This is a genomic window from Pseudobacillus badius (assembly GCF_002189605.1).
Lineage (GTDB): Bacteria > Bacillota > Bacilli > Bacillales > Domibacillaceae > Pseudobacillus > Pseudobacillus badius.
In genome coordinates, this window is record NZ_MWMM01000006.1 from 58,474 (window position 1) to 78,877 (window position 20,404).

The following is a 20,404-nucleotide window of genomic DNA, read 5'->3' on the forward strand; positions in this document are numbered from 1 at the left end:
ATTACGTACCATGCTCCAGCATGTCGTACGGGCGATATCAGAGGAGATTGTTCAGTGCAACGCCGTCGGCATCTTCTTGCCTCAAGAAGATGGAACATTCAAGGGCTTTGCCGGGAAACCGGATTTGATTAACGGGGTTTCCATCGACACGCAGGTGATTGATCCAGCAAAAGATTTGCTGGCCAAAGAAGTCATTGAAATGAAACAAACCATTTATATTGCGGACACTTCAAAGGATCACCGGCCGGATCGGCAGCCGGTAGATGCTTTCAAAGTCAGGTCTTTATTAGCTTTGCCGATTTCCTTTGAGGATGAGCTGTTCGGCCTTGTATTTTTATTCGATTACGACCGGCCGATGAAGCTGAAGGAGTCCGATATTCGACGCGTAGAAGCTTATGTGAATATGGCAGCCATTGCTATCCAGAATGCCAACCATTTATTGCAGAAGGATCATTTGATCGTTGAAAAGCAGCTGCTGCTCGATATTACGAGTGAGCTTTCGAGGTGTTCCTCTGTGCAAGAAAGCCTTGATAAGTGCTTTTTCTATCTAGGGCGAGTGTTGCGAAGCGATAATATAGCCGTTTACCTGCTTGATCCATGCGATAAGCAGAAAATCAGGTCGACGGTACTGAGCAAAGACAGCGATGAGACTAGAACGGGATGGGGCACTACTCATGAGAAGATTCAAGCAGACCCTCCATATCAAGCAATTATAGAAAAAGTCATTCAAACCAAAACCATTACCTTCATCCCTGATGTTCAAGCAGATAGAGCGATAAGCCACTATGTTGACCATTTTAATATTAAAAATTTGTTCATTATTCCATTTGTCTCCATGGGAGAAGTGCTGGGGGTCATTGCAGTAGTGAATGCTAAAAAAAATGAGCTTCATGACTGTACTTCCCAAGTTCAGCTGGCACAATCCATCGTTGACGCTACGGCTCCGGCCTTTTCAAATCTGCAATATACCGATCAGCTGGAAAGCCTTGTGGAAGAGCGCACAAAGGAACTGGCTGCCGTTAATGAAAAAGTCACAAGCATTATCGAAGGCATTAAAGACGGTTTTTTTGCTTTAGACGAAAACTTCGTATTTACTTACGTGAATAAGCATCAATTTTTGCCAAAAAATAAAACAGTAAATGATGTATTAGGCAAGAATATCTGGGCTGTATATCCAGAAAGCATTGGCACGATTATGTACAAAGAACTTCATCGGGTGCTGGAAGAGGGGCTATCGGTGCAGTTTGAAATGCATTCCGTGTACGAAGATCAATGGCATGAGATCGTCGCTTACCCGTGTGACGGCGGTGTTTGCTGCCTATTTAAAAATATAACAGAGAAAAAGAAATACGAGCAGGAAATCAAGCGGCTATCCAGCCTTGATTTAATCGGGCAAATGGCTGCCGGGATCAGCCATGAAATCAGAAATCCGATGACAACGGTGCGCGGCTTTTTACAGCTGCTGCAAAAAGAGTCCAGATTCGAGGACTACCATCATTACTTTAAATTAATGATCGAAGAGCTTGATCGGGCCAATTCGATCATTACAGAATTTCTTTCAATGGGAAATACAAGAACATCTGACCTGGAACTGCTGGACTTGAACGCCATTATTCATGGCATCACGCCTTTAATCAAAATTGATGCCTTCAGCCAAAATAAAATCGTTGAAGTGGACACGGCAGATATTCCGAAGCTGTTTTTAAACCGCAATGAGATCCGCCAGCTGCTAATTAATTTATACCGCAATGGTTTAGAGGCGATGAATGAGGGACAGGTCCTTACGATTCGAACGTACAAAGAAGGCGATGATTGTGTCGTTATGACTGTCCAGGACGAAGGAAAAGGCATTCAGCCAGAAATATTGGAAAAGCTCGGCACCCCATTCTTCACAACGAAAGACAATGGAACCGGTCTGGGATTAGGCGTGTGTTATGCAATTGCTGCCCGCCATCATGCAAAGATTGACATTCAGACAAGCTCAAAAGGCACTACCTTTTTTATTAAATTTCATTTAAAGCCGCAATAAAAGAGATGCATGCAGCAGGCATCTCTTTATTTTTTGCTCTTTTATTATTTGATATTGCTGTCTTCATCGTTCATGAAAAAGCGCGCAAGGCGGCGACTCCTACGGAAAGCATCTATTGATGGAAAAACTACCCTCATTCTTTGGCACAGCCTATTTTTGGGGGATCAGCGGCCGGTTCTGTAAATATAACGGCAGGTCTGGGCTGTTTCCCCGGATAATTTCCTCGGCAATAATTTTCGCCAGCACCTGGCTGTACACTGTGCCGTTGTCGCCAAAAGCAAATAAGAAATAGCAATGAGGGTAATCATCATAAATGCCGATAATCGGGAGCCCGTCCACGGTGCCGCCATAAAAGGCGGCTACATAATAATCGGGTTCTGTTTCAATATCAGGAAACATGTTTGTGAATTCCTTAAGGAGCTGGTCCTTTTTATGGATCAGCTTGCTGTCCCTGTCTTCGGGATAAGCTGTGTTTTCATCCAGGCCGCCGACAATGATTCGGTTGTCGGCCGTTGTGCGCATAAACAAATAGGGCCTGGCCGTTTCCCAAATGAGTGTCCGATTATACCACGAGGAAAGGTCCTCTACCGGTTTAGTCGTCACTGTATAAGTACTGACGAAGGAAGCTTTTTTCTCTTTTTTGATCTCCATTCCTTCATAGCCTGCCGCAAAAATAACATGGCGCGCCTGAATGGAATGGCCTGTTTTCGTTGAAATAATTACTTGGTCTCTTTGCTGGTCGTAATGATGCCCGTTCATTTCTGTCTTCTCGTAAATACGGACACCCTTCTTGGCGGCGTCATCCAATAAAGAGTGAGTAAATTTAAAAGGATTGAGCTCGCCATCGTTGTAAGAATAGATGGCTGCTTCTCTGCTGAAGGGATAGTTTGATTCTATGTCCCTTTGAGACAAAAAATCCAGATCACAGCCATGCTGCTTCAGAAAATCATATTCTGCTTTTAAAGAGGCAATATCCTCCTGGCAGCTTGCGAAATAAAGAGTATCTCTGCGGCGGAATTCATAATCAATGTCCGTTGCTTGTGCTGCCTTCTCCAGTTCATTGATTGCCTCTTTCAAGAGCATTAAATGTCTTGCGATATATTCCTCGCCAAAGGTATGAATCAGGCTCGTAAACATTTTTTCGCCGGAGTACTGAATAAGCGCTGTATTCGTGCTGGTGCTTCCGCTGCCGATTTGCCCTTTTTCGATCACCGCTACGCGCAAGGAAGCACGGGAGAGGTAATACGCACATTGGGCTGCAGAGCTTCCGCCGCCAATAATTAAGACATCGCAGACTAGATCTTCGGTCAATGCCGGATAGGACGGAGCATCGGGAAAGGTTGTCGGCCAGTAATAGGTTCCAGATTGTAGATTCATTTGCTTCCTCCTGATTTTAAAAGGTCATACTATTACTATCTCCAAGCGGCTTTTGCCCATGCAGCCAGTTTGAATAGCCGGCCGGGAGGAAGGATCAGCACCATACGATGATCTTGTAAGGGGCAGTCTGGGCAGGAATGCTTTTTGTAGCCGGTCCGTAAATCACAATTAAATTCCGGTTGGCGGGACTTTTGGAAAACGCCTGCCCATTAGTTAAGAGAACCTTGGTGTTGGCAGCCGGATTCAGTTTTAATAAACCGTCGCTGCTCGTTAATTGCCGGTTAAAGTAGTCTACTTTTACATTTCGGTACGGATTGTCTTTAACCACGATGAGGGCCCGGTATTGCGGCGGATAAATAAGCGGGACGGGAGCGTTCTGATCATAGTAGCCGGTGATCTGATCGCCTGGAGAAACCATGTCTTGGTCGACAAAATAAGTAGCAGGCGCTACGACAAAGTGGACGGTTTCCCCGCGCTCATTTTGGACAGAAAGCAGCTGGTAGCAGCCGTCGCTTGCCCCGTTTTGTCCTGTCGCAAAGTCGCTGATCGCGGTGACCGTGCCATGGAAAGAAGCGAAAATGACCATGTTCAAACCTCCTCTATTTTTTAGCAGCCAGTTAAAAGATAGTGTATGCCAGCAGGCGGAGAGCGGTGAAGCTCCTTTCCCGGCCTACATAAAAAGCGATGCCTGCTGTGCGGGAATCGCTGCAGCTCTTTTCATGTTGCTTGCAGCTGGCAGCGGTTGATTTCCAGTTGACCTTTCCCGGCACTAAAAATACGCTGAAGCATGAGTGCAGAGCAGGCTGCTGTTCTCTCTAAGTTCTTGGAATAAACATCAAAAAAGGGATGCGGAATCAGTCATTCCGCATCCCTTTTGCCGGCAAGCTGAGGGCATTTATTTATTTTGTGTAGTTATCGAAATAGCCCTGGATAAAGATGATTGGCGTTCCTTTATCTCCGCTTCCAGAAGTTAAATCAGATAAAGAACCGATAAGATCAGTCAGTCTTCTAGGCGTTGTGCCTTGTGCTTCCATTGATCCAACAAGATCGGCTTCCTTCTTGTCAATGAACGCTGAAATGGCTTGTTTCAGCTCGTCGCCGCTTAAATGGGCAAAGTTATTGTCGGCCAAGTATTTCAGCTTGACTTCATTAGGCGTGCCTTCAAGGCCGGATGTGTAAGCCGGGGATACGACTGGATCTGCAAGCTCCCAAATTTTACCCACTGGATCTTTGAAGGCTCCATCTCCGTAAATCATAACCTCTACGTTTTTGCCTGTTTTTTCTTTCAGCAAGTGCTGAATGCGGTCAACGATCGGCTGGCAATTATGCGGGAAAAGCTTCACGCTGTCTTCGGTTGCTTTATTGGATCCTAATAAACCATAAGCTTCGTTATAACCGCTGCCGTCAATTGATGCCGATAAGATGTTATCCAGGCTGTAAACCTTTTCGGCGCCGTGCGCAGTCAAAATTCTTTTTGTTCTAACTCTCGTATGTATATCGCAAGTTAAAACATTCTTTGTATAGTCTAAAATCGTTTTCGCGTTATTTGAGAAAATGACTTCGCATTCAACGCCGTATTCTTCAATCAACGATTTATAGTAATCGATATAATCAACGCCTGTAAATGTATGCTTGTTGTAGCCAAAATGGTCACGGAATTGCTGTTCTGTCAGCACATCTGTCCAAGGATTGACGCCTTTTTCGTCAAGGTGGTCGATATCCACTAAGTGGTTGCCGACCTCATCCGATGGATAGCTCAGCATTAACACGATTTTTTTCGCGCCTTTAGCAATGCCGCGCAGGCAAATAGCGAAGCGGTTTCGGCTAAGGATTGGGAAGATGACACCGATCGTATCCTCTCCGAATTTAGCCTGTACATCTTTTGCGATATGGTCAATTGTCGCATAATTTCCTTGGGCACGAGCTACGATTGACTCTGTAACCGTTACAATATCTTTATCATTAATTGTAAAGCCTTCCACCTCTGCGGCTTTCAGCACGCTGTCTACAACGATTTCTTCAATATTGTCCCCTTGATTAATGATAGGGGCGCGCAGGCCTCTAACAACCGTTCCAACTACTCTTTCCAATATAATCGCTCCTTATGGCTAATGAAGTGAATGTAAACTAGATCTACTTGTACTATACATGGGCTTAATGTTATAAGTAAAGTTAATATGTCTAATAGTCTATATAAGGAGCAGTTATATGATTAGCAAGCTGGATTTATACAAGGTGTTTTGCATCGTCGCAGAAAGCGGAAGTTTTTCAAAAGCAGCCAAAGCCCTCTATATGACGCAGCCGGCCGTCAGCCAGGCGATGATGCAATTGGAAAGGGAATTGGATACACGGCTGTTTAACCGGACACCTAAGGGGGTCTCGTTAACGAATGAAGGAAAGCTTTTGTTTGAATATGTCCATTCAGCGATTCATTTAATTGATGTCGGAGAAGAAAAGATCCTGGAATTCAAGAATTTGACGATCGGCGAACTGAAAATTGGTGTAGGCGATACGATCTCCCGCTATTTCTTGCTTCCGTATTTAGAAGCTTTTCATAACCGGTATCCGAATATTAAATTTAAAATCGTCAATGGCACCACCTCAGAGCTTTGTTCCATTTTAAAATCAGGAGAAGTGGACATTGCGATTTGTAATTTTCCCATTGATGATCCGGTGTTTGAAAAGCTGCCGTGCCTGGATGTTCAGGACATTTTTGTTTGCGGAGAAAAATATAAGCACACATTGCCGCAGCCATTAGCCTTCCAGCAGTTAGCGAAGCTGCCCTTGATTTTCCTGGAGCCGAGATCCAACTCCAGAAAATATGTAGAGGATTTCATCTTATCCAAGGGCTTGAAAATCTCACCCGAATTTGAATTGGGCTCGCATGATTTATTGCTCGAATTTGCCAGAATTAATTTAGGAATAGCCTGTGTGACGAAGGAATTTTCACTTGACTATTTAAATAAAGGAGCTGTGCATGAAATTCAATTGCTGGAGGAGATACCGAAGAGAAGCATCGGTATCTGCTTTTTGAAAAGCGTGCCCTTATCTACTGCTGCGACGAAATTTGTGGAGACGATTCAGCTTCGGGATCAGGGGATTGGAAGATAGGAACATTCGGCAGGAGGCGCCTCCTGCCGAATGTTCGATCTGCCGTTTCAGCGGTTGCTTGGGAAATCAAAATTCACTTGATCATGTTGAATGTCGTTTTCCGGCCATCTTTCTGAAATGGTTTTTGATTTTGTGAAGAAGCGGGCAGTATCCGGTCCAAACATATGGCTTTCGCCAAACTTGGAACGCTTCCAGCCGCCGAAGTTATGATACCCTACCGGGATCGGAATTGGCACATTGATGCCGACCATGCCCACTTCAATTTGCTCGGCGAATGTCCGGCCTGCATAGCCATTGTTCGTAAAGATGGTGACGCCATTGCCGTATTCGTGGTTGTTAATCAATTCGATCGCCTCGTCTAGGCTGTTTACGCGAACGACGATCCGCGCCGGACCAAACACCTCCTCGCGGTAAATTTGCATGTCAGGAGTGACATGGTCCAGCAGGGTAGCCCCGAGATAGAAGCCTTGGGAATGCGGAACCTCGGGATGGCGTCCATCCACGCATAGCTCGGCGCCTTCTTGCAGGCTTTGCTCAATATACTTGATAACCGTTTCTTTTGACTCCTGTGAAATCAAAGCCCCAAAGTCGGCATCCGTATCATTGTAAGCGCCGACCTTCAAGTCTTGTACGCGTCGTTTTAACTTAGCAACGAACGCTTCCGCTGTTTTTTCTCCGACAGGCACTGCTGCGGAAATGGCCATACAGCGCTGGGATGCTGCGCCATAGGCTGCTCCGAGGAAGGAATTCACCGCATGATCTAAATTCGCATCCGGCATGATGATCATATGGTTTTTTCCGCCGCCAAAGGCAGCGACTCTCTTATGATTGCGGCAGCCTTCCTCATAAATATACTGGGCAATCCGGGTAGAGCCGACAAATGAAACCGCTGGAACATCCGGGTGCTTGAGCAAAGCATCGACAGCTTCCTTGTCACCGTTCACGACGTTCCATACACCGTCCGGCAATCCAGCCTCTTTCCACAGCTTCGAGAAAAACAAAGCGGAGTTCGGCACTTTCTCTGACGGCTTTAAAATGACGGCATTTCCGCAGGCGACCGCCATCGTTGCCATAGCGACAGGAACCATAAACGGAAAGTTGAAAGGAGAAATGGCTGTTACTACACCAAGCGGCTGCTTAATGGAATAAGCATTAATTTCGCCGCCGACATTGACAGAATACTCTCCCTTGAGCAGATGAGGAGCATTTATCGCTAAATCAACTGATTCTAGTCCTCTGCTAATCTCCCCCTTGGCATCCGAAATGGTTTTGCCGCTTTCGAGTCCGATTAACTGGGCAAGCTCCTCCGTTTTCTCGACGAGCAGGCTTCTAAAGCGGTGAATGATCTCCACCCGTTGAGCGACAGGCGTTTTCTTCCAGCCGGCAAAAGCATTTTTAGCTATTGCTACCGTTTCATTGACTTCCTCCGCTGAAGCATACGGGCATAGAACCATGACTTCCCCTGTGGACGGCTTAAATACTTTTCCGAAGCGGCCGCTCGTTCCCGGCTTCATCTCCCCGCCTATAAAATGAGTGATTGTTTGTACGCCAACTAATTTTTCCATCTGTCTATTTCGCCACCTTATATATTATTTTTTGTGAGAAAACGCTCATTCACTAGTCTATACAGGCAGCTGCCTGTAAATGATAAGAATTGCTGATTGCAAGAAAGCTAGTTATAAAGGGTGATAGCTGCCGCTGACTGCATCAACGATCAATTGCTGCTGTCCGTGTGCAGCCCGCCTGTACTGCGCCAGCCAAAACGGCCGGTAAAATAAGGAGCTGTCCGCTAAGTGAAGACGGGGAACCGTAAGGAATTTTGTTTTTTGCGAAAGTGTATGAATGATAAAGTTCTCTGCCAGCCTTTTTGCCTCATCCTTTGCTACGGCAACAGGAAGCATCCCGCTCTCCTTCGCCGGAGAAGGGGAAAATTCAGGCTGAACATCGGCCAATGCGCCCTGTTCGCTCAGCGCATCAATTGTGCACGCCACTTTTCCGTTCAGCTTAAGCAGGCTTTTAGCGCGAAGGGTATATTCGAAAAAGTAATAGGGATAAAGAATCATTTGGCTAATTTGCACCTTGGCGCGGCGGTCATATTGCTGCAGCCCCCTAAGTACTTCTTCTTCAGCCAATACAGGTTTTTGAGCCAATATGGACGTCATGAGCAGCTCTCCTTAATAGTTCTCCGCTTCCTTCGCCAGAAACTTAGATATATTTTTGGCTTCCGGCGCTAAATGGCGGGCAATATTTTGGTCAAATTCCTTTGAAAAAAATCGCTTATTTTTCGATTGTTCAAAAATATCCTGTATCCGCTGGGAAGGTTTGCTCCCAAATTGGCTGCCGATGACCATGCCCAGCAAGGAAACCGCCAGGCCCGCCAAAAAGGGGTGGACGGCTGTAGCCGCCTCTAAATTCAGCGAAGTCCAGGCAATGTTTGTGGCAGCGCCGCCGACCATGGCACATAAACAACCGATATAGTTGGCTTTCTTCGAGTAAACAGAAGCCACATAAGGAACGAGGAAGCTGTTGCCGAGTGTGCCGAAAGCAAACACAGCCAATCCAAAGATAGAAGGAGGTTCGTAGATGGCAACGATGATGCCGACAATTCCGCCTCCTAGAATACAAAGTCTGGAGACAAGGATGGTCGTTTGTTGAGCTGCGTTTTGATTGATAAATCGCTGATAGACATCACGGGACAGAATGGTTCCCGCTTGCATCAGCAGTGAATCAGCAGTGGACATCACCGCCGACATGACTGCCGATAAGAGAAGGGCAGCAAATAAACCAGGGAAGAGCGTGTAGGCTAATTGTGTAATCGCCATTTCCGGATCTTTTATGTCCGGAAGAAGAATGATACTGATCAGTCCGAGAATATACGGAATAAAAATAAAGAACTGGTTCCAGATCGCGCTGATCAGGATAGCTCCTTTAACCGTTTTTGTGCTTTTCATGGACATGTGCCGTACCACAACGTGAGGAAGTCCCATGTAGCCGATAGAGAAGATCAGAATGGCGCCTAACACAACGCCCCATTGGCCGTAAAAGGCTAAATCTTTCCCCCAGATGCTTAAGTAGGTTGGATCCATTTTTTCAAGAGCGCCATTAAGGCCTGTTAATCCGCCAACATGGAAGTAAGCCAGAAATCCGATTCCCGCCACTCCGAGAACCATAATGACTCCTTGGACAAAAGAGGTGTAGGCAACGGCTAAGTAACCGCCGGCTACTGTGTAGATGATAATGACGCTGATGCCGATAATTAATGACCATTCATATGTAAATCCGGTCAAGGCCGCCATTGCTTTTCCGGCTGCAATAAATTGGGCGCAAACATAGGCGAAGAGGAAGACGATGGAGATCAATGCGCCAATGACGCGGACGCTGGCACTTTCAAACCGCTTTTCCAGAAATTCAATAGGTGAAAGCGCTCCCAATAATTCGGACATTCGGCGCATCCGCTTTCCTAAAACGGATAAATTGATAATAGAGCCGCCTGCATCTCCGATTGCATACCAGACAGCATACCAGCCATACTGAAAAGCCAGCGCCGGGGCGCCCATAAACATATAGCCGCTCATAGCGGTCGTTTGCATAGTCATGGCAGTAACCGCCGGACCAAGCGAGCGGCCTCCGAGTAAATACTGCTCTGAGGATTGGGACGACCGGCGGGAGAACCAAAGCCCAATCCCTAACAGAGTGAGTATATAGACGACGAAAATAATCCCATCCATGCTCAACATGTATCCCTCCTAACTATGATTTTCATTTTCCTCTGCTTCATCTTCCCTTTTCAGCTTAAAGTACAGAATGACTCCTAGACCTAGCCAAATAAAAGGCCAGGGGACAAGCCACCAAAAGGTTTCTGCAGGCAAGTTGAACACGTCATCACCTCCTAACCGCTGACAAATGGTTATGTAGACTATATAACCGATTGTCCAGATGAACAATAGACAAAATGTTATTAAAAATCAGACTATTTCATACAGTTTGTTAGATGGCGCGGGATGGGGCTAGAATACAGGGAAGAGGCTGAAGCTGCGCTTTCCTTCTTTCCCGCCTGTCTTAGAAAAAGAAAGGGGACGGTCCCAACGGTCATTTCTCATGACCTTTTGGGCCGCCCCTTTGTTCGTTATCACTGCTTTGGCTTGTAATTTAAATCCTTAAAGAGCTGATCACGTTCTTTTGCCGATAAATCCCGCCACTGGCCAAGAGGAAGATTTCCTAAATGGACATTCATAATGCGGATGCGCTGAAGCCTGCTGATCTTATAACCGAGGGCCGCACACATGCGGCGAATTTGCCGGTTCAAGCCTTGTTTTAAGATAATATGAAATTCATATTTTGAGGTTTGGATCACTTCGCAAGGAAGCGTTTTTGTTCCCAGGATTTCTACGCCGCTCGCCATTTTTTTCAAGAACTCAGGAGTAATCGGCTTATCGACAGACACGATATACTCTTTTTCGTGGTTGTTTTCCGCCCGCAAAATTTCGTTTACAATGTCGCCGTCATTGGTGAGCAGGATCAGCCCGTCTGAGTCTTTATCCAGCCGGCCAATATGAAAAATTCTTAACGGATGGTTCACAAAGTCGACAATGTTGCCTTCGACATGTTTTTCGGTTGTGCTGGTGATGCCGACTGGTTTGTTTAAGGCGATATAGACGTGATTGTTCTCTCTATGTACAAGCTCTCCATCCACCCGTACCTGATCTCCCGGTTCTACCTGGCTCCCCATTTCTGCTAATTTGCCGTTAATTGTGACGCGCCCTTCGGCAACTAATTTATCTGCTCCCCTTCTGGATGTTTTGCCCGATTCGCTAATAAATTTATTGATACGCATGTTGATCACAGCCTTAAGTAAGAATTGTATGTCTAAGAATAACTTAATCTTCCGGTTATTTTCAAGAGCGGCGCTCCTTTTCCTCGGAGCAAATGCCTCTTTTCCGTTTTTCCGGAATTTTGATTCGTAAGTGTTTCCGGAAAAAAGGAACTTTCCGTCTTTTCGGAAAGCAGAGGCTGGCGGTAAATAAGCATCGGTCAGGCAGCAAGCCATTTTGGAAGGTTTGCTGATTGGTATGGTATTTGCATTATCATAAGGAGACGAAGGAGCAGGGGTCCTAAAATAAATGAGAAAAAAACAGGATAATCGTAAAAAAGGGGGCCGGAAAAAGCTTGTGCCTATTGTGCTGCTGATCCAGTAACAGAAGGATAAGAATCATTTCAAAGCGGCTGTTTGTAAGCGCTTACTAAAACATCGAATACAGGGGGGATCTAGATGGATTTATTTGTTATTTTATTGTCGCTTGGCCTTCTCATCTTTTTTGCTTATCGCGGATATTCAGTTATCTTATTGGCGCCCATCTGTGCGCTGCTTGCTGTTTTGCTCGTTGCCCCGCTCCATGTTCTGCCTTTTTTCTCAGGAGTGTTCATGGAAAAAATGGTTGGATTTATTAAATCGTATTTCGCGGTTTTTCTATTGGGAGCGATCTTCGGAAAAGTTGTAGAAATGTCTGGGATCGCCGAGTCTATCGCCAAGACGATCGTCCGCTTGATCGGCGCCAAACGGGCGATGCTGGCCATTGTTTTGCTCGGGGCGATCTTAACGTATAGCGGCGTCAGTTTATTCGTGGCAGTGTTTGCTATTTATCCATTTGCCGCACAAATATTCAGGCAAGCGAACATTCCGAAACGCCTGATTCCGGGTACGATTGCTCTTGGGGCATTTACCTTCACCATGGATGCTCTGCCGGGAACGCCTCAAATTCAAAATGTCATTCCTATTTCCTTTTTTAAAACCGACATTTACGCGGCTCCGACACTTGGCATAATTGGCGGAGTGCTTGTCCTGGCCGCCGGACTGTTCTATTTGGAGTCAAGAAGAAAGAAAGCCGAAAAAGCAGGTGAAGGCTACTGCGGATTTGCGGATGAACATGCGGCTGCAGCAGAAGGCGCGAAAGCCGAAGAGGAGACTGCTTTTCGCCCTGACTTAACGTCACAGCAATCCGTTGCCCGGCAGATCCTGGCCTTTGTTCCGCTGCTGCTTGTCGGTGTAACAAACAAACTGTTTATCACCTATATTCCAAAATGGTATCCGGACGGCTTCGACTTTTCCGCCATCGGCTTGAAGGATTATTCCGTTGATGTAGCAGCCGCTGCTCCGGTCTGGGCGATTATAATGGCTCTGCTTGTGGGTATAGTTACAGCAATCGCCTATGATTGGAAGCGGGTGACACAAGGCTTCAAAGAAGGGGTAAATTCAGCTATTGGCGGGTCCTTGCTGGCAACAATGAACACCGGGGCCGAATACGGATTTGGCGGAATTATTGCCGCTCTTCCGGGATTCGCAACCATCAGCGATGGGATTTCACAAACCTTCACCAACCCGCTCGTGAATGGGGCTGTGACGACAACTACACTCGCCGGGATGACAGGGTCTGCTTCCGGCGGCATGGGGATTGCTTTGGGAGCTATGGCAGATACCTACAATCAAGCGATTGCCGCAGCTAACATTCCGCCGGAAGTGATGCACCGCGTCGTAGCGATGGCCTCTGGCGGCATGGATACACTTCCTCACAACGGAGCCGTTATCACACTGCTTGCCGTTACCGGACTAACCCATAAGCAGTCATACAAGGATATCTTTGCTGTCACCATTATTAAAACACTGGCGGTTTTCGTCGTCATCGCTCTTTATACGTTCTTCGGCATTGTTTAATGAAAGAGTTTGAATACGCAAGGAGGCAAAAAATCATGAACCAAACATTATCAGGGAAAACAGCCTTTATTACAGGATCAGCCAGCGGAATCGGATTGGAAGTTGCCAAGACGTTTGCGCAAGAAGGAGCCAACGTCGTCATTTCCGATTTGAACGCTGAAAAAAGCGGGCAGGCCGCCTCAGAATTAAAGGATCAGGGATGGAAAGCAATGGCTGCTCCATGCGATGTGACCGATGAGGAAGCTTACAAGCACAGCCTGCAATCCGCACAGGAGGCATTTGGGCGCGTTGATATTTTAATTAATAACGCGGGTCTTCAGCATGTTGCTCCGATTGAAGACTTTCCGACAGAGACCTTCGAGCGGCTGGTCAAGGTCATGTTGACGGCCCCGTTTATCGGAATCAAGCATGTCTTTCCGCTGATGAAAAAGCAAGGCTTCGGCCGCATTATTAATATGGCTTCAATTAATGGGGTGATCGGCTTTGCCGGCAAAGCAGCTTATAACAGTGCGAAGCACGGGGTGATCGGCTTAACAAAGGTAGCCGCCTTAGAAGGAGCCCAGCACGGCATTACGGTAAATGCTTTATGCCCCGGCTACGTGGATACCCCGCTTGTCAGGGGGCAGCTGGGAGACCTGGCGAAAACCCGAAACGTCAGCCTGAATGAAGCCATTGAGGAGGTTCTCCTGCCGCTCGTTCCGCAAAAACGGCTTTTGACCGTGGGGGAGATTGCCGATTATGCTGTTTTTTTGGCCAGCGATAAAGCAAGGGGAGTGACCGGGCAAGCCGTGATACTGGATGGAGGCTATACCGCCCAATAAAAAACGAAAAAGGATTCCTGCTCGATGGATGAGAGCGGGGATCTTTTTTTTCGTTAAGGTCTTTATTGAACAAGGAAATTTATGGGTAATGATTTGTTATAATAAGCAAATGAATGCAAAAGAGGGGGACGGCAAGATGAAGCGGATATTTGAAAGAATACCGGCAAGCTGGTATGAGCAAATGATCAATCTATTAGCTGAAAGAGTCGTTGTTGTCGACCGCCATGGAGTTATTTTGTACATTAATGAACCATATTGTGAGTTTATCGGCACAACGGTGGAGGAAGCAGCGGGCCGGCCAGTGCAGGAGGTCATTGAGAATTCGCGCATGCATATTGTTGCCCAAACGGGAGAAACCGAGCTGGCTGCCCTGCAGTCTATTAACGGCAGCGAGATGATTGCCAATCGGTTTCCGCTATTTGAAGATGGAGAAATTGTCGGGGCCGTCGGCAGCGTGATGTTCCGGAATCCTGAAGAATGGCAAATGTACAAAACGAAAATACAAGGGCTGGTTGAAGAGCTGAGCTATTACCAAGCGAAAGCGCAAAAGGACTTGCAAAGCAAATACAGCTTTAACGATTTAATTGGCGATAGTTCGGCCTTTCTTGCTGCCAAAACGCTTGCTGAAAGAATTTCAGGAAGCAATTCTTCTGTTTTGCTGATAGGCGAGTCCGGCACGGGCAAGGAGTTGTTCGCCCATGCTATCCATCACCGCAGCACGAGAGCATCCAGCCCCTTTGTCGCTATTAATTGCTCCGCGATTCCGGAGCATCTCCTTGAGTCCGAGCTGTTTGGCTACGAGGACGGGGCTTTTACGGGAGCAAAAAAAGGCGGCAAGCGCGGGCAATTTGAGCTGGCTCACAAAGGCACGCTGTTTTTGGACGAAATCGGCGACATGCCGCTTTCGATGCAAAGCAAATTGTTAAGGGTCCTGCAGGAAAAAGAAATTTGCCGGGTAGGCGGCCAAAAGTCGATTCCTATCGATGTGCGGATTGTTGCAGCTACCCATCGGGATATTGAAAAAATGGTGGCAGAGGGACAATTTCGTCAAGACCTGTACTATCGCTTAAATGTGATTAAAATCGACATTCCGCCGTTAAGAGAGCGGAAAAAGGATATCCCGGCGATTGCGCAATATTTGCTGAAACAGCTTGAGCCAAGGTTTTACCGGCATAGTCTGGAATTATCTCCAGAAGTGATGGAAAGGCTAACTGGCCATTCCTGGCCGGGAAATATCCGTGAGCTGGAGAATGTATTAGAGCGCTCCATCAATGTATTGGATGGCAAGGTCATTCAATTGTGCCATCTCCCCTTATATTTGCGCGATCAAGAAGCTGGAGGCAGCAACGGAGACGAAAGAAAGGGGGATAGCAGCCCCTGCTCTGAGCAGGCGGCTCCCTTGTCCATTCTGCCGCTCAAAGAAGAGATGGCTGCTATGGAGAAACAGGCGATTCAACGGGCCTTAGCCGCCGCGCAGGGCAATAAATTAAAGGCAGCTGAGCTGTTGCAAATCAGTAAAACAAGCCTGTATGATAAATGCAAACTATACGGTCTTCACTCGTAAGCAGCGATCCACAGAGAAAATCAATATTGCTTGGACTGGTCTTTGCCTGGAAAGAAGGCCCGCTCCATCTTTTCGATGGCCGCCAGAAATCTTTTCACAGCATTAAGATGAGGGGCTGTCAAATAAACCATGGATGCTGTAAACATGCCGATGATTGCTCCGATCAGAACGTCTGCCGGATAGTGCACCCCAACCCAAATGCGCGAGAAGCCGACAAGGAACGCCAGCAACATCCAAAAAATTCCCCAGCGCCTATGAAACAAGAAAAACGTCATGCAAAAAGAAAAGAACAAAATCGTATGGTCACTTGGAAAGGAATTATCCACTGCATGGTGGATGAGCTTGTTAACATCGGGCAGTTCCGCAAAAGGCTGGTGATTGGAATGGAGCTTTCCGGCTACCTTTCCAATGAATTCCGCCGCTGCAAAAGCCATAAATCCGCAAAGGATCATCATGCGATGGGTGCGGTTCCTAGTGAACCAAAACAAGAGGATGCCAAGAGCCAGCGCGATAACCATATACTCAGCAATGAATGCCATAGCTGGATTAAGCTGTGTAAACTGCTTGCCTAAATCGTTAATTGACCGAAACAGGTTTATATTCATTTCAAATAAATTCATGGAAAGGCTTCTCCTTTTTCCTTAGGCGATCCTGGCATGGTCTGTCAGCATCGCCTGTATTTAAAGAGAAGTATAGGCTATTTAAAAAGAGGAAAAAATTTGATTAGCTTTCATTTCTCTTACATTTTTGTAAGGCTCATCAGCAAATGAAGCTGCCCGAGGAAATTGCCCCGGGCAGCTTTTTCTCTTTGCTATATGCCTCTCCTGTCTAAGCAACGCTATTCCAGTCGGAAATATCATCTTCAAGCGGCAAATTGTTTGCCCGTGCCTTTTTAGCAGCGTGGAAGAAGAGGGCAAGGAGTATCACTGTGCCGATCGTGCTGCCAATCCAGGAGGCCGTCATGGACAAGCCGAACCCGATCGGTGCATTCAAGATGTAGGCGAGCACCATGACAAGCATGAAGGTTCCCGGTATGAGCGACACCCAGTAATTTTTGCGGGCAATGTACAAATACATAGCCCCGACAAATAAGGCGATGACCGCTGTTGACTGGTTGGCCCAGCTGAAATATCTCCACAGGATATTAAAATCAATTTGCGTCAGCAAGACGGACAGCACAAACAGCGGCAAAGCAATCCACAAGCGGCTAGAGAATTTCTTTTGAGAAATAGTCAGATACTCCGCAATAATCATGCGGGCGCTTCGGAAAGCGGTATCTCCAGAAGTGATCGGCAAAACAACGACTCCGAGCACGGCCAGCGTTCCGCCGATCGCGCCAAGCATCGATGCAGAGACTTCGCTGACCACCGCTCCTGGCCCGCCTGCCGCAAGCACTTCATTCAATCCGCCATAGCCGTTGAACAAGCTCATAGCTGCCGCCGCCCAAATCATAGCGATAATGCCCTCTGCGATCATCATGCCGTAAAAAATCTTCCGGCTTTGCTGTTCATTTTGCGTGGTCCGTGAAATCATCGGTGTTTGCGTAGCATGAAATCCGGAAAGCGCCCCGCAAGTTATGGTAAAAAATAATAAAGGAAATACAGGGGCATGATCCGGATGAAAGTTCCTTAAGGAAAGCTCTGGAATCGGAGCGCCTGTCACGACTAAGCCAATCCCCACTCCGATCGCGCTGATGATTAACAGGGCGCCGAAATAAGGATACAGCCGGCCGATAATTTTATCCACTGGCAGCAGAGTCGCTAAAATATAATAAGCAAAGATAGCTGCAATGATGAGACTTAACGCGACCTTGCCATTCATTAATGCGTGCAGCAGGCTCGCTGGTGTAGATACAAACACGGTTCCGACTAATAAAAGAAGCAGGATAGCAAAAGCATTGACTACATGTTTCATGACCTTGCCAAGAAATTTGCTTGCCAGTTCAGGCAGATGGGCTCCGCGGTTGCGAATGGAAATCATGCCCGTTAAATAATCATGGACGGCCCCGGCGAAAATACAGCCAACCACAATCCAAATAAATGCGACGGGACCGTAGAGCGCCCCCATAATCGGCCCGAAGATTGGGCCTGTGCCCGCGATATTTAACAGCTGGATCAAGGAATTTTTGGACGTGCTCATCGGCACATAATCCACTCCGTCGTTATTTACGTAGGCCGGTGTCGCCCGTTCAGCTTTCACCCCGAAAATAGTTTCGATCAACTTGCCGTATGTGAAGTAACCTAGAATTAAAAGGGCAATTCCTGCTAGAAAGGTATACATGCTTCTCCCCCTTATTCATGAATATGAATGCGCTTACAAATGTAATTATAGTAAATATATGGAGAGGAAAGAGAGGATTGAGAGTAAAAAATGTAAAATCCTTCTTTTTAACTAGTAATTTCTATTTTTTCAGAATATGAATCACCGCTGCCTATAATTCCTCCTATTGTATGAAAAAATCTAAAGGATGAACCCTTTCTTGTTTTTGTGTATAGTAGACTTAGATTCTTTCGTAACAGAAATACCCATATACTTCTAAAAAATAGCAAAAGAGGTTACTGGAATGACGACTATTTTTACACGCAACAATGTGACAGTGACGGGCAGTGGAGAAAAGACCATTCTATTCGCCCATGGATTCGGGTGTGATCAAAATATGTGGCGGTTTGTCGCTCCCCCGTTTGAAAAGGACTATAAAGTGGTGTTATTTGACTATGTTGGTTCGGGCAACTCAGATAGAGCAGCTTACAATGAGGAGAGATATGGAACGATCCAAGGCTATGTGAAAGATTTGCTCGAAGTGTTGGACGCACTGCAAATAAAGCAAGCAATATTTGTTGGCCACTCTGTCAGTGCCATGATTGGCATGCTCGCATCTATCCAAAGACCGGATTGCTTTGAATGCTTAATCATGGTTGGGCCGTCCCCGCGCTATTTAAATGATGGGCCGGAATATTTTGGCGGGTTTGAACGGGAGGATGTCGAGGAATTGCTCGGTATGATGGAAATGAACTTTGTTGGATGGGCCAGCTATCTAGCCCCTCTGGCTATGCATAATGCTGATCGTCCTGCATTGACGGAAGAATTGAAGACGAGTTTTTGTTCAGCGGACCCGGCCATGGCCCGAAAGTTTGCAGAAGTGACCTTTTTTTCTGATCATCGCGAAGATTTGCCTAAGGCACAAACGCCTTCACTGATTTTGCAATGTTCAGAAGACAGCATCGTCCCTCTGGAAGTTGGCCAGTATTTGCATCGGCACCTTAAAAACAGCACATTTCGTTTAATGGAAGCAAAAGGGCATTATCCGCATTTGAGCCATCCGCAGGAGACCGCAACTCTGATTAAAGACTATCTTTCACAGCTTCAAGAGAAGTTGGTTCAGTGAAGGGAGGCCTGCCAATGGATGAGCGGCTAAATCATGCCCCATGCGGCTATGTCTCCATTACGAACCGCGGCATCATTACGGCTGTCAACGAAACATTTCTGAACATGTTTGGCTATGACCGCAAGGATGTACTGGATCATCATATTGAATCAATGATGTCTATGGCGAACAAGTTTCTTTTTCACACCTACTTTTATCCATTTATTCAATTGTACGGATATGTGAATGAAATGTATTTAACATTAAAGTCCAAGCAAGGCGATAGCATCCCTGTCCTTGTAAATGGCCGGAGCCGCAGAGGTGATGAAGAGGAAATCATAGATTGTGTATTCGTCCAGATGAGCAAAAGAATTGACTATGAAAAAGAGATTCGCAACGCCAAAGCAACAATCGAAGAAGCCTACCGGCTGAAGGATGAGGCGCTTGGCAGGCTGGAAGTCTTGCACCGTGACATTGAATTGAAACAAACCGAACTGATCAGATTAAATGCCGAGTTAGAAAAGTTAGCAGTAACAGATGCATTAACCGGATTGAAAAACCGGCGCTACTTTATTGAGAAGCTTGATGCCTACATGGAGCGTTTCGCCGCTTCTCACATGCTTTTTTCTGTTTTAATCCTTGATGTCGATCACTTTAAAAACATAAATGACACCCAGGGTCATCTTGTTGGAGACCAGGTTTTGCGGAAGCTTGCGCAAATAATGGAAGCGAGCCTGGAGGAGCCTGCCCTTGCCGCCCGCTACGGCGGAGAGGAATTCATTGTTCTTTTGCCGGGGATGGATGCCTGCCAATCGAAGCAGGCAGCGGAAGACTTGCGGACGGCGATCGAACAGGACTCATGGGGTGAGTGTGCGGTTACAGTAAGCATTGGGGCAGCGACTGTTACTTCCGAGGATACAAACATTTCAATTTTGGCAAGAGCGGACCAAGCCTTGTATCAATCTAAAAACAACGGCCGAAATTGTGTGACCCATGCAGCAGACGGACTGCATCATAAATGAAGGAATAAAGCTGCTGTGCTGTTTGCAAAGCAGCTTTATTTTTCATAACAAATGCGCCGGCATTTCATCTTTAGATGCATGATCAATCAGCGCTTGGACATTTTTTATTCGCGCTGCGGCAAACAGATTGAAAAAACAGGGACGCAATGAGCTGAAAATTAAAGTAAATAGGATAAAAGAAAGGTTGCAAAGAGCGGTTCGAAAAGTCTAACATTTTAAGTAACAAGGCCAATGATCAGTGGAGAAATATCTAGTTGATCCATTGAAGGATAGGGCATTTAAAAATAGGAAAAAAGAGGAGAAGATCTTTACTTGGGATATTATGATGAATTTTTCAGCAAGCTTAGACGTATGGGACTATATTAGTCTGTAATTGCCATTTTATTCGATCACTAAGCCAAGCAATG

Annotated in this window: 17 protein-coding genes; 7 read left to right on the top strand and 10 right to left on the bottom strand. The window is 46.4% G+C overall.

Annotated elements, in window-relative coordinates:
• Positions 1-10: 10 nt before the first annotated feature.
• Positions 11-2,029, top strand: a complete 2,019-nt coding sequence (locus B1A98_RS11860) for a GAF domain-containing sensor histidine kinase (protein WP_370511068.1) — start codon at positions 11-13, stop codon at positions 2,027-2,029.
• A gap of 150 nt (positions 2,030-2,179) precedes the next feature.
• Here the strand turns inward: B1A98_RS11860 and B1A98_RS11865 are convergent, their stop codons facing one another.
• From B1A98_RS11865 to B1A98_RS11875, 3 genes are all read right to left on the bottom strand, one after another.
• Entirely contained in the window at positions 2,180-3,406 is a 1,227-nt protein-coding gene (locus B1A98_RS11865) for an NAD(P)/FAD-dependent oxidoreductase (protein ID WP_063386057.1), read from the bottom strand.
• A gap of 94 nt (positions 3,407-3,500) precedes the next feature.
• Positions 3,501-3,992, bottom strand: coding sequence for a hypothetical protein (locus tag B1A98_RS11870; RefSeq protein WP_063386058.1), 492 nt, complete (start codon positions 3,990-3,992; stop codon positions 3,501-3,503).
• A gap of 313 nt (positions 3,993-4,305) precedes the next feature.
• Positions 4,306-5,496, bottom strand: a complete 1,191-nt coding sequence (locus B1A98_RS11875; protein ID WP_041095618.1) for a coenzyme F420-0:L-glutamate ligase — start codon at positions 5,494-5,496, stop codon at positions 4,306-4,308.
• Positions 5,497-5,614: 118 nt separating this feature from the next.
• Here B1A98_RS11875 and B1A98_RS11880 point away from each other — a divergent pair, with 118 nt between their 5' ends.
• Positions 5,615-6,517, top strand: coding sequence for a LysR family transcriptional regulator (locus tag B1A98_RS11880; RefSeq protein WP_063386059.1), 903 nt, complete (start codon positions 5,615-5,617; stop codon positions 6,515-6,517).
• A 47-nt stretch (positions 6,518-6,564) separates the two neighbouring features.
• Here B1A98_RS11880 and B1A98_RS11885 read toward each other — a convergent pair whose 3' ends face one another.
• The 5 genes from B1A98_RS11885 to rluF form a co-directional block, all read right to left on the bottom strand.
• A complete protein-coding gene (locus tag B1A98_RS11885; RefSeq protein WP_063386060.1) occupies positions 6,565-8,082 on the bottom strand; it encodes a CoA-acylating methylmalonate-semialdehyde dehydrogenase in 1,518 nt (505 codons plus the stop codon).
• A 111-nt stretch (positions 8,083-8,193) separates the two neighbouring features.
• Positions 8,194-8,679 carry a hypothetical protein gene (locus tag B1A98_RS11890; protein WP_063386061.1) on the bottom strand — a complete coding sequence of 162 codons (486 nt, stop codon included), beginning with the start codon at positions 8,677-8,679 and terminating at the stop codon, positions 8,194-8,196.
• 12 nt (positions 8,680-8,691) lie between these two features.
• Positions 8,692-10,254, bottom strand: a complete 1,563-nt coding sequence (locus B1A98_RS11895) for a sodium/proline symporter (protein ID WP_063386062.1) — start codon at positions 10,252-10,254, stop codon at positions 8,692-8,694.
• 9 nt (positions 10,255-10,263) lie between these two features.
• Complete coding sequence (locus tag B1A98_RS20915) at positions 10,264-10,395, bottom strand: hypothetical protein (RefSeq protein WP_255211745.1); 132 nt, start codon at positions 10,393-10,395, stop codon at positions 10,264-10,266.
• 251 nt (positions 10,396-10,646) lie between these two features.
• Positions 10,647-11,360, bottom strand: coding sequence for a 23S rRNA pseudouridine(2604) synthase RluF (gene rluF / locus B1A98_RS11900; protein ID WP_205632198.1), 714 nt, complete (start codon positions 11,358-11,360; stop codon positions 10,647-10,649).
• A 426-nt stretch (positions 11,361-11,786) separates the two neighbouring features.
• Between rluF and B1A98_RS11905 the strand changes: the two genes are divergently transcribed.
• From B1A98_RS11905 to B1A98_RS11915, 3 genes are all read left to right on the top strand, one after another.
• Positions 11,787-13,226: a GntP family permease gene (locus B1A98_RS11905; RefSeq protein WP_063386063.1), complete on the top strand. Its 1,440-nt coding sequence runs from the start codon at positions 11,787-11,789 to the stop codon at positions 13,224-13,226.
• Positions 13,227-13,261: 35 nt separating this feature from the next.
• Positions 13,262-14,047, top strand: coding sequence for a 3-hydroxybutyrate dehydrogenase (locus tag B1A98_RS11910; RefSeq protein ID WP_063386064.1), 786 nt, complete (start codon positions 13,262-13,264; stop codon positions 14,045-14,047).
• Between the two features lie 136 nt (positions 14,048-14,183).
• A complete protein-coding gene (locus tag B1A98_RS11915) occupies positions 14,184-15,611 on the top strand; it encodes a sigma-54 interaction domain-containing protein (protein WP_063386147.1) in 1,428 nt (475 codons plus the stop codon).
• 20 nt (positions 15,612-15,631) lie between these two features.
• On the opposite strand, the gene B1A98_RS11920 is transcribed toward B1A98_RS11915, so the two are convergent.
• Positions 15,632-16,231, bottom strand: a complete 600-nt coding sequence (locus B1A98_RS11920) for an undecaprenyl-diphosphatase (RefSeq protein WP_063386065.1) — start codon at positions 16,229-16,231, stop codon at positions 15,632-15,634.
• 208 nt (positions 16,232-16,439) lie between these two features.
• The gene (locus B1A98_RS11925; protein WP_063386066.1) at positions 16,440-17,891 is read right to left on the bottom strand and encodes a carbon starvation CstA family protein; all 1,452 of its coding nucleotides are present in this window, start codon (positions 17,889-17,891) and stop codon (positions 16,440-16,442) included.
• A gap of 283 nt (positions 17,892-18,174) precedes the next feature.
• Between B1A98_RS11925 and B1A98_RS11930 the strand changes: the two genes are divergently transcribed.
• Entirely contained in the window at positions 18,175-18,996 is an 822-nt protein-coding gene (locus B1A98_RS11930; protein WP_063386067.1) for an alpha/beta fold hydrolase, read from the top strand.
• 14 nt (positions 18,997-19,010) lie between these two features.
• Entirely contained in the window at positions 19,011-19,997 is a 987-nt protein-coding gene (locus tag B1A98_RS11935; RefSeq protein WP_063386068.1) for a sensor domain-containing diguanylate cyclase, read from the top strand.
• Positions 19,998-20,404: the final 407 nt, after the last annotated feature.

What these genes read in the sequence shown, in the direction of transcription:
- B1A98_RS11860 (WP_370511068.1), top strand. Translation starts at nt 11, where the DNA reads ATGCTCCAGCATGTCGTACGGGCGATATCAGAGGAGATTGTTCAGTGC.
- B1A98_RS11865 (WP_063386057.1), bottom strand. Translation starts at nt 3,406, where the DNA reads ATGAATCTACAATCTGGAACCTATTACTGGCCGACAACCTTTCCCGAT.
- B1A98_RS11870 (WP_063386058.1), bottom strand. Translation starts at nt 3,992, where the DNA reads ATGGTCATTTTCGCTTCTTTCCATGGCACGGTCACCGCGATCAGCGAC.
- B1A98_RS11880 (WP_063386059.1), top strand. Translation starts at nt 5,615, where the DNA reads ATGATTAGCAAGCTGGATTTATACAAGGTGTTTTGCATCGTCGCAGAA.
- B1A98_RS11885 (WP_063386060.1), bottom strand. Translation starts at nt 8,082, where the DNA reads ATGGAAAAATTAGTTGGCGTACAAACAATCACTCATTTTATAGGCGGG.
- B1A98_RS11890 (WP_063386061.1), bottom strand. Translation starts at nt 8,679, where the DNA reads ATGACGTCCATATTGGCTCAAAAACCTGTATTGGCTGAAGAAGAAGTA.
- B1A98_RS11895 (WP_063386062.1), bottom strand. Translation starts at nt 10,254, where the DNA reads ATGTTGAGCATGGATGGGATTATTTTCGTCGTCTATATACTCACTCTG.
- B1A98_RS11905 (WP_063386063.1), top strand. Translation starts at nt 11,787, where the DNA reads ATGGATTTATTTGTTATTTTATTGTCGCTTGGCCTTCTCATCTTTTTT.
- B1A98_RS11910 (WP_063386064.1), top strand. Translation starts at nt 13,262, where the DNA reads ATGAACCAAACATTATCAGGGAAAACAGCCTTTATTACAGGATCAGCC.
- B1A98_RS11915 (WP_063386147.1), top strand. Translation starts at nt 14,184, where the DNA reads ATGAAGCGGATATTTGAAAGAATACCGGCAAGCTGGTATGAGCAAATG.
- B1A98_RS11920 (WP_063386065.1), bottom strand. Translation starts at nt 16,231, where the DNA reads ATGAATTTATTTGAAATGAATATAAACCTGTTTCGGTCAATTAACGAT.
- B1A98_RS11925 (WP_063386066.1), bottom strand. Translation starts at nt 17,891, where the DNA reads ATGTATACCTTTCTAGCAGGAATTGCCCTTTTAATTCTAGGTTACTTC.
- B1A98_RS11930 (WP_063386067.1), top strand. Translation starts at nt 18,175, where the DNA reads ATGACGACTATTTTTACACGCAACAATGTGACAGTGACGGGCAGTGGA.
- B1A98_RS11935 (WP_063386068.1), top strand. Translation starts at nt 19,011, where the DNA reads ATGGATGAGCGGCTAAATCATGCCCCATGCGGCTATGTCTCCATTACG.